Source organism: Prevotella sp. TF12-30 (assembly GCF_003436715.1).
Classification (GTDB): domain Bacteria; phylum Bacteroidota; class Bacteroidia; order Bacteroidales; family Bacteroidaceae; genus Prevotella; species Prevotella copri_A.
The window spans coordinates 97,720-113,770 of record NZ_QSQJ01000001.1; the positions used below are offsets into that span (position 1 = coordinate 97,720).

10 protein-coding genes and 1 tRNA gene are annotated in these 16,051 nt (G+C 48.0%); 2 read left to right on the forward strand and 9 right to left on the reverse strand.

All coding sequences use genetic code 11. The features are described 5' to 3' along the window. Positions 1 to 53: 53 nt before the first annotated feature. The 6 genes from DXD25_RS00480 to DXD25_RS00505 form a co-directional block, all read right to left on the reverse strand. Positions 54 to 767 carry a MotA/TolQ/ExbB proton channel family protein gene (locus DXD25_RS00480; protein ID WP_117661418.1) on the reverse strand — a complete coding sequence of 238 codons (714 nt, stop codon included), beginning with the start codon at positions 765 to 767 and terminating at the stop codon, positions 54 to 56. A 33-nt stretch (positions 768 to 800) separates the two neighbouring features. Beyond that, positions 801 to 888: transfer RNA gene (locus DXD25_RS00485), tRNA-Ser, on the reverse strand. 323 nt (positions 889 to 1,211) lie between these two features. Then, on the reverse strand, positions 1,212 to 3,749 hold the full coding sequence (locus DXD25_RS00490; protein ID WP_117661288.1) for a beta-N-acetylglucosaminidase domain-containing protein: 2,538 nt from the start codon (positions 3,747 to 3,749) through the stop codon (positions 1,212 to 1,214). A 45-nt stretch (positions 3,750 to 3,794) separates the two neighbouring features. Further along, positions 3,795 to 4,577: a TatD family hydrolase gene (locus tag DXD25_RS00495; RefSeq protein WP_117661289.1), complete on the reverse strand. Its 783-nt coding sequence runs from the start codon at positions 4,575 to 4,577 to the stop codon at positions 3,795 to 3,797. Between the two features lie 48 nt (positions 4,578 to 4,625). Continuing rightward, entirely contained in the window at positions 4,626 to 5,600 is a 975-nt protein-coding gene (locus DXD25_RS00500; RefSeq protein WP_117661419.1) for a polyprenyl synthetase family protein, read from the reverse strand. A gap of 74 nt (positions 5,601 to 5,674) precedes the next feature. Further along, positions 5,675 to 6,412: an energy transducer TonB gene (locus tag DXD25_RS00505; protein ID WP_117661290.1), complete on the reverse strand. Its 738-nt coding sequence runs from the start codon at positions 6,410 to 6,412 to the stop codon at positions 5,675 to 5,677. 159 nt (positions 6,413 to 6,571) lie between these two features. Between DXD25_RS00505 and porQ the strand changes: the two genes are divergently transcribed. Next, entirely contained in the window at positions 6,572 to 7,519 is a 948-nt protein-coding gene (gene porQ / locus DXD25_RS00510; RefSeq protein WP_117661291.1) for a type IX secretion system protein PorQ, read from the forward strand. Between the two features lie 85 nt (positions 7,520 to 7,604). After that, positions 7,605 to 8,297, forward strand: a complete 693-nt coding sequence (gene cmk, locus DXD25_RS00515) for a (d)CMP kinase (protein WP_117661292.1) — start codon at positions 7,605 to 7,607, stop codon at positions 8,295 to 8,297. 270 nt (positions 8,298 to 8,567) lie between these two features. Here the strand turns inward: cmk and DXD25_RS00520 are convergent, their stop codons facing one another. From DXD25_RS00520 to DXD25_RS00530, 3 genes are read right to left on the reverse strand one after another with little or no spacing between them, the layout of a single operon-like run. Continuing rightward, positions 8,568 to 9,446, reverse strand: coding sequence for a 4-hydroxy-3-methylbut-2-enyl diphosphate reductase (locus DXD25_RS00520; protein ID WP_117661293.1), 879 nt, complete (start codon positions 9,444 to 9,446; stop codon positions 8,568 to 8,570). After that, positions 9,446 to 10,510 carry a DUF1573 domain-containing protein gene (locus DXD25_RS00525; protein ID WP_117661294.1) on the reverse strand — a complete coding sequence of 355 codons (1,065 nt, stop codon included), beginning with the start codon at positions 10,508 to 10,510 and terminating at the stop codon, positions 9,446 to 9,448. Before DXD25_RS00525 ends, DXD25_RS00520 begins: the two co-directional genes overlap by 1 nt. Before the next feature lie 31 nt (positions 10,511 to 10,541). Then, positions 10,542 to 15,998, reverse strand: coding sequence for an alpha-2-macroglobulin (locus DXD25_RS00530; protein WP_117661295.1), 5,457 nt, complete (start codon positions 15,996 to 15,998; stop codon positions 10,542 to 10,544). Between the last annotated feature and the right edge of the window lie 53 nt (positions 15,999 to 16,051).

Below are 16,051 nucleotides of genomic sequence, written 5' to 3' on the forward strand. Positions count from 1 at the left end.
GAACTTTATGATTAGTAAAGCCGATGATTTTTTCACTCTTCGTTCTTCACTCTTCACTTATTCTTGGCGATAATATCCATTAAAGTTACAGCCGATTCTTCCATCTGACTGGTCAGATGTTCTACCTTGGAAAGGATATAGTTATAGAACACCATCAGAATCAAGGCAACAATGATACCGAAGATGGTAGTAATCAGCGCCACCTTCATACCCGAAGCCACGATGGTAGGACTGATATCTCCCGCCTGCTGAATCTGGTCGAAAGCCATCACCATACCAATCACCGTACCCAGGAATCCGAGGGAAGGAGCCATGGCGATGAAGAGCTTGATCCAGGAGCATCCCTTCTCCAGGTTGGCAGCCTGCACGGTACCATATCCACTTACCGAGCGCTCGATATCATCGAGATGCTCATCCATATGCATCAATCCCTGATAGCAGATAGAAGCTACAGGTCCGCGGGTATTGCGGCAAAGTTCCTTGGCACCTTCCACATCGCCTGCTTCTACCTTCTGGTCGATATCCTGCATCAGTTTCTTGGCATTGATTTCAGAAAGGCTGAGATAGATGATGCGCTCAATACAGAAAGCCAGACCCACGATGAGAGCGATGGCAACGAGCGACATAAAGCCGGCATTACCCTCTATGAACTTCGTCTTAAGAGCTTGATGAAATCCGATATTCTCGTCTTGCGCCATGACTGGCAGAGAACACATTACTGTGAAAATGAATATTGCGAAACGCGCAATAGCTGTATTTTTCTTCATAATCATATATACCTTATTATATATATAAAAAAGCGGAAAGAGGGGGATTCGAACCCCCGATTCCCTTTAGGGGAATACACGCTTTCCAGGCGTGCCTCTTCAGCCACTCGAGCACCTTTCCAGTTTCGAAGTACAAAATTATCACTTTTTATTCGAAAATCCACATATTCGTTTGCTTTTTACATTTCTTTAACTAGAGAACGTATAAAACAAGCGCCCTGAAAGGACAAAAGCATCTATTTTAAAGCTTTTGAACTTTCAGGGCGACTTGTTGGTTGCACATTTAACCCAGGGTGTTGCCCTGGGCTAGGAGCTTTTGCCCTTTCAGGGCGTATTGGTTATTTGTTATCCCTTTACAGGGAGAATGAAGAACTTGTTATCCCCTTACTGGGAGTATGAAGAACTTGTTATCCCCTGCCTAGGAGTATAATCAAATTTCCAATCTTATTTCTCAGGAATAATCTCGAAGATTTCTGCTGAGCCTTCAATCTGAACCTTGGCAGCCTTCTTCACCAATTCTATCTTGCAGAATGACTGATCGATGCTGGTTGTTGCCAAAACCTTGCCCTTGGCATTCAACTGACGGCAAACCAATGATTTGCCTGGAGCCAACTTCAACAGCAGGGTGTAACCCTTTACATTCTTTTCTACACCCATGGTAAGGGTGCCCTCGTTGGTGAATGAGGTACAAGGGTTCTCATCGAAACCATACATCGCTGCCTGCATATCCTTAGCCTCTACAGTAAAGCTCAAACGATCTGGAGTAGTTGGGTTCACCTCGAAGGTACGGACTGCAGCCCAGTTGCGCTTGTCAGACTTCAACTTCTTGATGCGGATATAACGAGCCTCAACAGGAGAATCGGTCTTCCAGTTGATGACATACTGCTTCTTCAACTCACCGGTCAGCGCTTTCCACTCCTTCTTGTCAAGAGAATACTCCAAAACTGTATTGTCGAAGTAATCCACATCATCCACAGAGTTACGGCCCTGAAGGATTCTTACCTCAGAAACAGAACGAACACAACCTAAGTCAGCACCAATCCAATCGCCAGTGTTCTGACTATTACCTGATGTATAATAGGTAGTAGAATCATTGTCAAACATCGCCTTGCTCTGGGTAGTTCTCAAGGTTGCGTAAGTACCGATACCCTTATAGAAAGCAGGCACCTTTCCAGTCAACTTCTTGAAGAAGCCAGAAGCCATATCATCCATAGACTGCTCATAGAATGGCTGCAATACCATGGTTCCAGACTTATGCTTCTCGTAAGCAGCCACATCTTCCTTACTCATACGGTTGTTGACATAGCCATCCCAGAATGCCTGGTCATTACCAGCCTTGTACTCCTTGATGAGCTGCATGGTTTTCAAGCCACGGTTACCCAATTTACCAAACTCAGTCAACCAAGGACGGAGTTCCTTCATCAACAAGGCATTCTTGCAGTTTGCCTCCATCTGAGCAGGTGCATTCTTCACCTTTTCAAATTCCTTCTGCAAAGCATTGAACTCAGCATCTGTAAAGTTGTCGATGCGGAAGCTCTTGGTTTCCCATGATTCGATACGGCGATAACCGGTTTCTGTATCGCATGAGTGCATGGCGAATGTACGATAAGCATCGTGTGCCTCAGGAGTGAGATCTACCAGACCACGCTCCCAGTTGTCGAGTGGATTATAGTTGGCGATATTCCATGCATAGTCAGCTACACCATAGAGAGCCAGCTTGGAAGCCTCACCATGCTCCATTGGGTTGCTCACGAAACCACAGAGATCCTTGTTGGTCAGGTCGGTCTGCAAACCGTAGGTAGGACCCTGCATGATGATATGGCGTGCATAATCAGTTACTGGGAAGTTCCACCAGTAATAAGCAGGACGCTTGATACGGGAGTTCACCCAGTCGAGAGTCTCGCGGGTCAAGTCGCTACATACCACATCACCTGTCCAGAATACATTGATAGATGGATCGAGGGTATTACCGAAGATAGCCAAAGAACCGGTTGGTTTTGGATTCGCCCAGAGACGGGTATAATCGGTAGGACACATCACGAGCGGTGTAACATCGCCCTTAGCCTTCACAAACTCCTTAGCCAGGCGGTTCAAGAGTTCAGACTGCTTTACTGGGTTGGCACCCTCGCCGGAAATATCATCAAAGAAGATAGCGAAAGAACGAACACCAAGGTCGTACATCAGATCGAGCTTGTGAACCAGGTTCTGATAGTCTTCCTCGTTCCACTTGATGTCCTGTCCCGGATGGATAGCCCATACGAAATCTACACGGTTGCGACGGCAAGCCTGTACGAGTTCGCTGATGTTCTTAGCCTCTTTCTCAGGATAAGGCAAGCGCCAGTTAGGGCAGCTGTGATAAGGATCATCCTTTGGACCATAGAGATAGGTGTTCATCTTGTTCTTTCCATAATAATCGATGAGGGAAAGACGCACCTGATGAGACCAAGGCTCACCATAGAAGCCTTCTACCACACCACGGTTTGGAAGATCAGGGTAGTCGTTGCAAGTGGTATAAGGCATCTGACCCTTAGCCATCTCGCTGTTTACAATCTGGCGCAAGGTCTGCAAGCCATAGAAAGCACCACGCTCATCGTATCCCACAATCTGGATACCTTTGGCATCAGCCTTCAGGCTGTAAGCACCCGATACTGGCTTGACTCCTGCTTTAGCAGCAAGCTTCTCACCGAAATCGATGGTCAGGCGAATGCCCTTGGCGTTAGCGGTCAGGAACTTCACATCATCAGCAAACTTACCTTTCTTGTCAATCACCTTGACACCCTTCTGCAGGTCGAGTCGGTTAGCAGCATCCACATTCAGGAGATGTGGTGTAGGACTCACGAAGAGTCCGTGATGATCCAGTTTCTTACCAGGAATCATGTGCACGTCCTGCTTCTCAGAACGCTGGCCGCTCAGGTCTTGTGCCTGAGTGCCCTGTGCAAATGCTGCCATCAACATAGCAGCCAAAATCACTTTTCTAGTCATAATGAATCGTTTGGTTTTAATATTAAGCTTATAATTTTTATTATTTCATAGGGGAAAGACGCTTTCTACATTCTTATTCGTCTGTTCTGCGAATTCCTCCTCACTCACTCCGTAGGCTTTTGCCAGAGTCTTGAGCACTTCTATCACGAAGGCGCTTTCATTGCGCTTGCCACGATAAGGCACGGGAGCCATATAAGGACTGTCGGTCTCCAGGATGATGCGATTCATCGGAACCGCAGCCGGAAGGTCTTCTCTGAGATGACTGCTCTTGAAAGTAGAAACACCGCCGATACCCAGCGCGAAGTTATCGAAAGAGAGAAGCTCTTCAGCCTCCTTCTGATTGCCCGTGAAGCAGTGGAACACGCCGCCAGGCAGGTCTTTCTGATACTGACGGAGCAAGTGCACCATCTCGTTCTGTGCCTTGCGGCAATGAATCATCAGGGGAAGTCGGGTTTCTACCGACCATTTCACCTGTTCCTCGAATGCCTCCAGCTGCTCGTGCTCGAACTCACGGCTCCAGTAATAATCGAGTCCCACTTCTCCTACTGCGATGAAGTCATTGCGTTGAGCATCCAATATCTTCCTGAGTTCAGCCAGCTGATCCTTCCAGTCTGCCTTCACCTCTTCAGGATGCAAACCGATCATCGGATAGGCATAACCCGGATATTCCCGACTCAATGCCAGGACAGCGTGCGTGGTCTTCACGTCGATGGCAGGCAAGAACACCTTGCCTACCCCCGCTTCCCTGGCACGAGCGAAAGTTTCCGCTCTATCCTCATCAAACTCTTCTGCATCGAGATGAGTATGCGTATCTATTACTTTGAACATTGAACTTCTTTACTTTGAACTTTGAGCTTTGAACTTTAAACTTGATGATTAGTACTGGCGCTTCATCATTTTCTGTGCATACTTAGCCAGCTCTTCCTTGCGCTCAGCAGGCACATTCACAGCATCGAGATACTTCTTGCTCTGCTCGAAGTAATAGGCAATCTTATCCTGTGCCATCTTGTCGATACCAATCTCGTTATAGAGACGGGTAACAGCAGCCACCTTCTCATTGCGGTCGAATTCCTTGGCATCCACCCATTTCTGGAGTTCAGCACGCTGAGCATCGTTGGCATGGTTGAAGGCATTGATGAGCATGAAAGTCTTCTTGTTGGAAGTGATATCACCACCAATAGCCTTACCGAACACCTTGGAATCACCATATACATCGAGGAAATCATCCTGCAGCTGGAAAGCCAAGCCAATCTGCTCGCCAAACTTATAGAGATTGTCAGCATCCTCAGCAGAAGCATCAGCCAGGATGGCACCAATCTTCAGGGCACAAGCCAGAAGCACACTGGTCTTGAGGCGAATCATCTCGATATACTCCTCTTCCTTCACATCATTGCGGTTCTCAAACTCCATATCATACTGCTGTCCCTCTCCAATCTCAAGGGCTGTAGTAGTAAAGAGCTTCATCACCTTGGCAAGATGCTGATTGTCGCACTGTGCCATTCTCTCGTAAGCCAACACCAACATACTGTCACCAGAGAGGATAGCAGTATTGGCATCCCACTTCTTGTGTACAGTCTCATGACCACGACGGAGGTCTGCATTATCCATCAGGTCGTCGTGCAAGAGTGTATAGTTGTGATAAGTCTCAAGAGCTATCGCATTCATCAGAATCTTCTCAGGATCATTCTTGAAGAGATTGTATCCCAAGAGCATTAAAACAGGGCGAATACGCTTTCCACCTAAAGAGAGTACGTACTTCACCGGTTCGTAAAGCGACAATGGTTTACGATTGTATGGGAGATTTGCCAGGAAATCATTCACCATTACCAATAATTCTTCTGATGTCTTCATATCTATCATATTTCTAATTTATAATATCTGATTTATAATCTGTCTTGAAATTGAGTATTCAGTTATTTTATCTTTTATAACTGGAATACCACCGGAATGGCAATCATGGTACGGCACACCTTGTTCTTGTCCATACCCGGTTTCCATTTGGGCATCATTTTCATCACGCGGAGAGCTTCTGCATCAAGGGCAGCATCCACCGAGGTACTTACCTTGGTATTAGCGATGCTTCCATCCTTGTTCACGATGAAGGTTACCACCACCGTGCCCTGTACCTTGTTGTTCTGCGCCACCTGCGGATACTTCAGGTTCTTGGTGAGCCATTGCATAAATGCCGACCAGCCTCCCGGAAACTCCGGAATCTTCTGCACCACGGTAAACTTGATAGGAGCCTCAGCCTGTGTATCTGCCGGATCCACCGCCGTTTCAGGAGCCGCCTCCTTGACGTCAGCCCCTTCTACCACGCCCGAACCATCACCGATTACCAGTTCACTGGTAGTCGTGCTGATCTTTTCCGGTGTCTTCTTGACCATTTGCTGCTCGGTTGGTTTCACCTCCTGGGTGATAGCCTGCGAGGCAGGTGCCTTCGCCATAGCCTCCGCACTCACCATATCTTTCTGATCGGGCGGAGTTGACATTTCCATATCTTGCGAAAGATCTTCAAAGTTCTCTGCCCAGTCGTCATCTCCCTGCGGATTTCTGGAATATTGCAATCCTACAAAAAGAAGCGTAAAGGCAATAAGGAGTCCCAGCAGGAAAAAGGTTACCCGCTTGTCCTCCAACTGTGCACGATCTGATTTCTTTATTTCCACAATATCTATTATCTACTATTTGCAGACTTGTTCACCCGTTTTTGGGGGCCAAACTGCAATATTTTACATTCTCTTTCGTTATTTTCTACGAAAACATTGCAAATTTACGTCTTATTTCTCAAAAAAGCCGTATCTTTGCCAAAGAATTAGATATTTTAAATGAAAAAAGTTGTTTTTTCCATTATATTGACGCTTTTCGCGACAAAAATGGGGGCTCAAGAGAGTCAGACGGGGTATAACTTCCTCCGACTCCCCGTCAGTGCCCATGCTGCCGCCTTGGGAGGCGATAACATCACCTTGATAGAAGATGATGCAGCACTTGCTTTCCATAACCCAGCCCTGCTGGCGTCGGTGAACGACCGTACCCTCAACTTCAACTACATGAACTATATGAAGGGGGTGAATATGGCATCAGCTTCATTCAACCGCATCACCGGAGAGAAGGCTTCGTGGGCGGTATCGGCGCAGTATGTGGATTATGGCAAGATGAAGCAGACCGATGAGAACAACATCCAGATGGGTGAATTCTCGGCTAAGGATATCTGTCTAGCGGGTACTTTCTCCTACCTGCTCAGCGAACGCCTCGTGGGTGGTATCACTGCCAAATTCATCACCTCGTATATCGGTGACTACAACTCCATCGCCATGGGGGTGGATCTGGGACTCAACTACTACGATTCGGAAGAAGAGTGGTCGGTTTCCGCAGTAGCCAGAAACCTGGGTGGACAGTTCAAGGCTTATGATGAAGAATACGAGAAGATGCCGATCGACCTACAGGTGGGTGTCAGCAAACACTTCATCAATACTCCTTTCCGCATTTCAGCCACCTTGGTGAACCTGAACCATTGGGATAAGGGAATCAGAAACCATGCGGTATTAGGTGCCGATCTGCTTTTGGGCGAAAGCCTCTGGGTGGGAGCCGGCTATAACTTCCGACGCCACGATGAGATGAAAATCGTAAATGGAGAAGATGAGACCAGCAGCCATGGAGCTGGATGGTCGTTGGGTGGCGGTATCAATCTGGAGCGCTTCCATCTCAACATCGCCTACGGCAAATACCATGTCAGCAGTAATAGTCTGCTGCTGAATATCGACTACAGATTATAGAATACGGATTATAGAATACTGATTATAGAATACTGATTATAGAATACAGATTTATAGAACAGATAAACTTTTCAGATTTAAAGACATGAAGAAGATTACAATAGCAATTGACGGTTACTCTTCTTGTGGAAAGAGTACCATGGCAAAGGATCTTGCCAAGGAAATCGGATATGTGTATGTAGATACAGGTGCCATGTATCGATCAGTTACGCTCTATGCCCTGCGCCACCAGCTCTTCGATGAGGATGGCAAGGTAAAGGTAGCAGAGTTAGAGGCTGAGATGCCAAACATCCACATCTCTTTCAAGTTCAACGCCGAAACCGGTCGCCCAGACTGCTATCTCAACGGAGAGTTGGTAGAAAAGGAAATCCGCTCGCTGGAGGTTTCCAATCACGTAAGTCCTGTGGCAGCCATCCCATTCGTAAGAGAGGCATTGGTAGCCCAGCAGCAGAAGATGGGCGAAGACAAGGGCATCGTAATGGATGGCCGTGACATCGGTACCACCGTTTTCCCTAACGCAGAACTGAAGATCTTCGTTACGGCAAGCTCTCAGGTAAGAGCACAGCGCCGTTTCGATGAGCTCAAGGAGAAAGGAATGCCTGCCGACTTCGAGGCTATTCTGAAAAACGTAGAGGAGCGTGACTACATTGACACCCATCGTGAGACCTCTCCTTTGCGCAAGGCTGATGATGCCATCACACTCGACAACAGTGAGATGACAATTCCGGAACAGAAGGAATGGTTGATGAAACAGTATCAAAAAGCCACAGAAAAGTAACAAAAAGCTACTCTGTCGAAGAAAGGACAAAGAAAACTGCAAAAATATATTAAAATTTCAGTTTAATATAAAAAAACTGCCATTTTAAAGAATTGACTTTGCAAAAAAACGTCGTTTTATTTATCTTTGCAGACATAATGACAAGGTAGTAATGATATAGATTATAAATTTTGAGTTAATTACTGTTTTTTGAAGGTGATAAGTCCTCGTGAGAAGATTTATCACCTGTTTTTATTTGATGAGATGAATCATCAGATTACCTGTTTCTCTTTATGATAAGGTATCCTTGATGATTTTCTCCTTGCATTCTTCCATCAGCCATTTAGGAGTACTGGTAGCACCACAGATGCCAACGGTATTCACGCCCTTCAACCAATCCATATTGATTTCCTCGGCACTCTCTATCTGATAGCTGTTAGGATTCACACTCTTGCACTCCTTGAAGAGCACCTTTCCATTGCTGCTCTTTCTGCCACTGACAAAGAGGATGACATCATGCTTGCTGGCAAAGGATGCAATGTTTGGCATTCTGTTAGCCACCTGGCGGCAGATGGTATCAAAGCTCTTGAAGGTTGCGCCCTCTACGATATGCTCCTGGCAATACTCGATGATGCGATGGAACTCATCCAGACTCTTGGTGGTCTGGGAATAGAGATAGATATCACGGTTGAAATCCAACTTACCTACTTCCTTCAGATGCTCTACATCCTCCAACTTCTCTACCACGAGGGCATGACTCTCGGTCTGTCCTACCAGACCCAACACCTCGGCATGACCTTTCTTGCCGAAGATGACAATCTGCGCCTCCGGATTGCTCACATACTGCTTCTTGATGCGGCGCTGCAACTGGAGTACTACCGGACAGGTAGCATCAATAATCTCAATATTGTTCTTCTCTGCCAGCGCATAAGTCTCAGGCGGTTCACCATGGGCACGAAGCAGCACCTTCACATCGTGAAGCTCCTTCATCTCCTCATGGTCGATGGTGATGAGTCCCGCCTCATGCAGGCGCTCCACCTCCATACCATTATGCACAATATCACCCAGGCAGTAGAGTGTACTGCCCTTTTCCAACTCCTCTTCAGCTTTCTTGATGGCAGTGGTTACGCCGAAGCAGAAACCACTACCATTATCTATTTCTATCTGCATTACTTTACATTTATTCTAATTACAACTTTGGCATTCTCCGGATCATTGGTAATCATGAGAATACGAGGATGCTTGGCACGCGACTTCTTCAGATCGGCAGCCACGGCTGTCACCTTCATCTTCACGGTCTCTCCCGGCTGAATCTTGCTCTTCTTCAACTGTACCTGCAAGCCCATGGTAAACATCTGCATGCTTCGGATATCCAAAACCGACTTACCCCTGTTGGTAACCAGGATTTCACCCTTCCGCTTCTTCTTGCCGTTGAAGCTTCCCAGATTCAGATCGGTGGTAGAGAGTTCCACCTTCGGTGCCTGTTCCTTCTGCTCAGCAGTCAACTTGTCGAAACTTGGCAGGAGAACGGCAGAAACCACGATTTCCTTCTCTGGAGCAATCTTGTCGCCAGGACGCTCACCCAGATAAACAGAAGTCTGATTCAAGCCGAAATCACGCAGCTTCTTCGAATCCAGCACGAAGGTAATCTCTGCGGAACGGTGAGGTGCCACCCTGGATGGCGAAACCGTCGCCTGGAGATAGTTAGGAAGATGCATGACCACAGGTTCCATCATCTCCTCTGTAGGATTGAAGATATGGATGCGCTGTACCGGACGGTCGCCACGGTTCACGTCATCAAACTCCACCTCCTGGACATCCGACTTGAGTTCGCCAAGCAGTTCATTATATGGACCTGCGAAATCTACCACATTGCTCACTACCCTACCACGCATAGAGAGGATAAAAGGTTCCTCCGATGCATTGCTATAGAGGCATATCTGCTTGTGGAAGGTGCCCATCTGCTTCGCATCATACACCGCCTTGACCAAGAAGCTGTCGCCAGGAGCCACACTGTTCTTCGGATACACCACTTCTGTACATCCGCAACTCTTATACACCTGATGGATGATCAGCGGTTTGCTGCCCTCATTCTTCATCAGGAACTCAGCGGTCACCGGCTTGCGGAATACTACCTGTCCACAATCCACGATCTCGCTCTGAGTACTTATTTTCTGTGCCGACGCAGACACCGCCAACAGCGATGAAAGCATCAATATATTCATTCGTTTCATACTATTCTATTCGTAATTATCAATCCTTATATTAATTATTAACTGTCATCTTATATGCCTCCGTACGACCACCAAACTCCGGACTGTAAGTACACTCTGCCGTGCAGGAGCCCGACTGGTAATCGCCCTTACGGTCAACATAATATTCCATTTCTACGAAATGCTTACCTTTAGATAAACGATCAAAATAGAAATTTGTTGTATTATCCTTAGGAGAAACATAACATTCCATTCCCCACTGGTAACCGCTCAACTGATTGACAGGCTCCAGACAGGCTGCCCGCTTGTCCACAATCTTCACGAAATCGTAGTCACGGTCGGCAGTAATGGTGATGATGACCTTGATCTTATCACCCACCTTCGCCTTCTTCTGGTTTTCAACCTTACGGCTAACCTTGATGCCCGATTCCAGAGAGGCTATTTCGCTAAGCGGCTGCTTGAACTCCGCATACACGGCACCCCAGCTGGTATAATCGCTCTTCTTGTTGATGCTCAGGGTAGATGCCTTACCCGCCTTTTCGGTCTTGACATAACCCAGCGTAGTAGAATCCTGCGGCATCGGCAGCAGCTTGCCATCCAGTTTCAGAACGGCATTCTCAGCCTTCCTGCTCCAGTTGCTCTCATTGCCCTTCATAAAGGCGTAGACGGCATCCACGGTATTCACTGGCGTATCCCAAACCTGGGTGCGCTTCGACATTAGGAGCCAGCGCTGCATCTCCTCGATGGTCTGCTGTTTGCTAATAGCAGACGATGCTGATGAAATAGCAGCTATAGACTGAGCATCCAAAGCCTGCAGAGCCTCGATGGCAGCCACCTCCGTTGGAATCTTATAGTTTCTCCAACTATAGTACGCCTTGCGAGTATCATAATATCTGCCCATATCCTCACGATAGACGGAATATTCCTCCATGCTCTTCAAGTAGTCGGCAGCCGTCTTGTAATCGTAGTTTAGGGCGAGTATCACAGCAGCCTTCGCCTTGCCATAGATGGTCAACGAACCCGTCATCTTCTTCAGTTTTCCGAGGAGATAATCCATGTCATTCAAAGCAGGAGCTTTGAGTTTCACACAAGTCCCATCCATTGCGACAATATAGAGATAATGCAAAGCCATCTCGCTAGGATTCACCTTGTGCTTTTTCTCCTCCTGCTTCTTCATTTCTCTCACTTCCTGGGCAGTCTGCCAGGAGAGATAATTGATGGCGGAAGTCAGCATCTTGGCGGTGGATTTCTGAACACCGGCAACGGCATTCAGACGAACCATCATTTCGGCTACCGACGTTGTCATATACCGGCTGCCCTTCATGCCCTTCCACCAGGAGAAGGAACCGTTAGGGTTCTGCAACTTCTTCAGTTTCTCCACCTGATTCTGCAGACGAATGGTCTCCTGAGAGAGATTCTTCTGAGAATGATTATCCAAAGAGAGAGTCTTCTGGATATGGGTGGTGATGGTATTGGCGTAGATGGCAGACATCAGCGAAATGGCATCCTCCTCATCCGGATTGCTGATAGACGGCAGCGCCTTGACCATCAGCCAACTTGGATTGTTGGTATATTCCACGGTCACCTTTGCATCCGCTGCGCCCTTCGCCTGCTTGCCCTCCTTGTTTAGGAAGAGTTTGCTCAGGTCGAAGTTCTGCTCACCCTTCTGATGCAGGGTGATAGGCAGGGTGTTCACCACGAGTTCACGGTTGCTCAAAACCGGCAGATAGTGCTGTTCGCCATCGCTGTAGCCATTACCGGCAGCCACCACCTTATTTATATATACACCTTCTTTCAATCCCGATACATCAAAGGAGACGATGGCTGAACCCTCGGCATCTATCTTATAGCCCTGGGTCTTCTGCCAAACCACCTTGTTGGTCTCCGGGTCGATAATCTGCATGCGGGCGTTGCCGCTCACCTTCTTATCAGAAGTATTGGAGAGCTTAGCCACGATGGTAGCCTTATCGCCTTCACGCAGGAAGCGAGGCATGTTAGGCTGTACCATCACGGTTTTCTGAGCCACAGCCTCATCTACCAGGCATCCGTTTCTCATCTCCTTGTCGTGCGCCAAGCCCATAAACTTCCAGGTAGTCACGCTCTCAGGCAGGGTGAAATTGATAGCCACATTGCCCTGGTTGTCGCTCTCCAAGGCAGGATAGAAGAAGGCGGTCTCGTTCAGGTTTTCACGAATCTGAACCTTGTCGAGGAACTGTCCTGCGTCTGAGCCTGAACCGCCAGCAAACTGCGGCATCTCCTCTACTACATCAAAAACCTTGTTGACAGATGGAGCAGCCGCTGCAACACGAATCATATTACTCCCACGAGTTTTCATGACTCTCCCTTCTTCCTGAACCAGCTCGTCTTTCTGTATACGAACAGACTCAACGGTTCCGCCAGAAGAACGTTCCAACTTGCTCAGTTCCACAGCTTGCATATAACCATAATAGCTAAAGTATTTGCCATCAAACTGATCCACATCCAACTCCTTTTCATCATAATACTTGGTAGGATAAGTACCAGCCAATCCCATCTCATAATACTTCAGATTGCTCTTCCAATAGCAGTCTGGCAACCACTGGCTGAATCCCAGTGACATTTCCCAGGTATGTTCAGCCAACTGGTCGAGCGACTTATCATAAAGCACACTCATCAGCTGTGCCTTGGCTGGCTTGCCGTCGGGAGTCGTAATCTGCAAGGTCCACTTCTCCTTCTGTCCCGGAGTGAGACGGTCGCGGAAAGTCTTCCAGGTGATGTTCAACTTCTTCTCCGGCAAAGGACGGGCGATGCTGATTTTTCTGGTATAGCATTCGCCATTCTTCACGAAACTATAATTAATCACCACACCCGAAGCATATTCCGGCTTGTAGGTGAATGGCAGGGTAACGATGCTGTCGCCCAACTCCCAGGCACCCTTCTCCAGCAGTTTGTTGCCAGCGATGATGGAATAAACGATGTGCGCTCCGTTTTCAGAAGAACCCACCTGCACATATACCGGTTTTCCATCACGCGGGAAGGTCTTCGCCGTCTGATAATACCATTCAGTGGTTGGCTCCATCGGATGGGTATCCTTGATGCTAAAGAGGGTGAACTTCTGCTGCAGGGTGTCTTGTCCGCAGATTGCCTCCATCTCATGCACACCTGATGGCAATACAGCCATAGAAATCGGCGCATTCGCCTCGGCATCCTTCCATTCGCCCTTGTCGATGCGGTACTTCAGGTTGCTGGATATCTCCATACCGCTGGCATTGCGGTAAGCAAAGGTCACCGTCTTCAGACTGTCTGTCTCAATACGCTTAGGAAGATTCACCGTGAGGATGGTTGGCTTGGTGCCCAAAGGCAGACTCATCACGCCCTCGTGGCTCTCACCACTGATGTCGGTAACGATGGCTGAGACCTCGAAGTTGAAGAAACGGGCGATGCGCATGAAATCGCTCCTATCAGCCTCGTCTTTTCCTGACAAAGAAGCCTCCAGCGGAATCTCCACGTCGAAGGTTCCGTCCTCACGAGTCACGCAACTGTCAGTCTTCACCAACTGTCCGGCAGAGCCTGCGCCCCACCACCAGAGCTGGTTTCTGCGAGTCACCTGATACTCCACTTTGGCGCCCTGCACTGGTACACCGGCGTAGGTCTTTGCCGAAGCCTTCACCACTACGGTGTCGCCCCAGTTATATTTCTCGTTCACCTTCGGGAAGGTAATCTCGAAGGTTGGACGCTTGTATTCCTCCACACGGAAGGAACTGTTAGCTCGGTTATTCACGGATACATGATACATACCTGTCTGTCCACCTTGAGGCAATTCGAAATCCACAGATGCCGTACCATATTCGTCGGTTGTAGCCTTCTGCTCAGCCACCTGCTTCCAGTTGGCATCCCTCAGGATAAACTTCAGTTCCATGCTCTTTCCCGGCACACTGGCATCCAGGCCTTTCTTCACGATATAGGAAACGGCAGTGGCATGCACCTTCTGGCCCGGACGATAGATGGCACGGTCGGTAAACAGCTGATATTTCGTTTCATCATCCTTCTTCTCGTAATAGCGGGCACGTGAGAGGTAGATATCCTTGGCAGGCGTAAACTTGTCATTGCTGGTGGAAATCAAGACGTTTCCATCCACATTCTTGAAATAAGCCTCGCCCTGGTCATCTGTCGTCATTCGGGCATGAATGACTCTCTTGAACTTGCCCGTCTTGTCGTCATAGTTTCTGTCATAGAGCACTATCTTCGCACCAGGAACAGGTTGACCGTCGGTAGCATTCACCACCACATAGCGATGCCTGTCATCAGGCAACTGCTGGATCATCACCGCCAGATTGCTGACATAGAAGAGTTCTCGCTGCGGAGCAATGCCTGTATTATCCGAAGTCACCTCCATCAGATAGGCACCCAGCGGCAGATTGCCACCGATTTCGATGGAATCCTTTACCTCTTCGTAATCCGGACGACCATAGTAGTTGCGGCTGAAATCCTTCTGATGCAGCTTCGTGGTCTTCTTCAGGAGCATCTTATAGGTTGCCTCATTCTGGGCATCATATTCATTATCCGCTGTGATATTGAGACGGGAAAGCCGAATGTTCAGATTCTGAAGATTGCGCACATTCAGATGCACCCACTTCTTTTCCGAAGGGCGAAGCACCAATGGCATATCCTGCACCTGGAACATAGGTTCGGTGAGGCGCTTCTGTGCATTTCTCAGCACATTCATTCTCGACCATCCGCCCCATCTATTCAGTGCATAGTTGATATAGTTGAGCTTATCCTGCGGTTTGGCATCGGTAGCACCTTCCATGAAGCGGAAGTGCTCCACGGCAAGTTCGCCTGCCTCCGGAATATCCTGATAGACGTGGATGAGCGAGTCGATGGTATTCAGATACTTCGACTTTCTGACCTCTCTTACATCATCCTGGCGGTATTTCTCGATGAGTTTGTAGGCACAGAGACAAGCCGCACCCCGATTTTCCACCTTATTATAATAGGTGTACATCAGCAGATACGCCTCCTTGCTGTCTGCTTCGAAACCGATGAGATGCAGCAAATCGTTCTTGAACGAACTGCCATCCACACCCTTCAGCGTCAGCGGCACATACCCGGTAGAAGCATTTCTGGCAAGAAGTTCAGGCTGCTCCAGGGCTTTCTTGAAGAACTCCTCGCTCTTCTTCCCATTCACCTCCCTATACACCTTACCGAGCACGGCATATCTCACAGCCTTCAGCACGGGATCTTTCGCTTTCAGTGCTTCCGTTTCCATCCGCTTCACGTTCGGTGTCAGCGAGTCGGGCGAAATCTCTCTCCAGAGTATAGCTTGCCTTATCTCAGCCGCCAGCAGCTGGCCGTAGTCTTTCGCCGCCGTAGCCTTGGAGATGATTTTCTTCATCACCCCTATCTCGCTCTTGGGCTGATCCTTCTGAGCGATGATATCAGCTTGTTTCCACAAGTTGTCGTAGGTTTGAGCCGTTGCTTGCAACATGGCAAACACGGTTATGAGGAGTGTTATAATGTTTCTTTTCATAAGCCAATTGTATGTTATGTTAATCGCAAATTGTTAAACATCTAACTTTTCAA

What these genes read in the sequence shown, in the direction of transcription:
- porQ (WP_117661291.1), top strand. Translation starts at nt 6,572, where the DNA reads ATGAAAAAAGTTGTTTTTTCCATTATATTGACGCTTTTCGCGACAAAA.
- DXD25_RS00520 (WP_117661293.1), bottom strand. Translation starts at nt 9,446, where the DNA reads ATGCAGATAGAAATAGATAATGGTAGTGGTTTCTGCTTCGGCGTAACC.
- DXD25_RS00500 (WP_117661419.1), bottom strand. Translation starts at nt 5,600, where the DNA reads ATGAAGACATCAGAAGAATTATTGGTAATGGTGAATGATTTCCTGGCA.
- DXD25_RS00525 (WP_117661294.1), bottom strand. Translation starts at nt 10,510, where the DNA reads ATGAAACGAATGAATATATTGATGCTTTCATCGCTGTTGGCGGTGTCT.
- DXD25_RS00480 (WP_117661418.1), bottom strand. Translation starts at nt 767, where the DNA reads ATGAAGAAAAATACAGCTATTGCGCGTTTCGCAATATTCATTTTCACA.
- DXD25_RS00530 (WP_117661295.1), bottom strand. Translation starts at nt 15,998, where the DNA reads ATGAAAAGAAACATTATAACACTCCTCATAACCGTGTTTGCCATGTTG.
- cmk (WP_117661292.1), top strand. Translation starts at nt 7,605, where the DNA reads ATGAAGAAGATTACAATAGCAATTGACGGTTACTCTTCTTGTGGAAAG.
- DXD25_RS00495 (WP_117661289.1), bottom strand. Translation starts at nt 4,577, where the DNA reads ATGTTCAAAGTAATAGATACGCATACTCATCTCGATGCAGAAGAGTTT.
- DXD25_RS00490 (WP_117661288.1), bottom strand. Translation starts at nt 3,749, where the DNA reads ATGACTAGAAAAGTGATTTTGGCTGCTATGTTGATGGCAGCATTTGCA.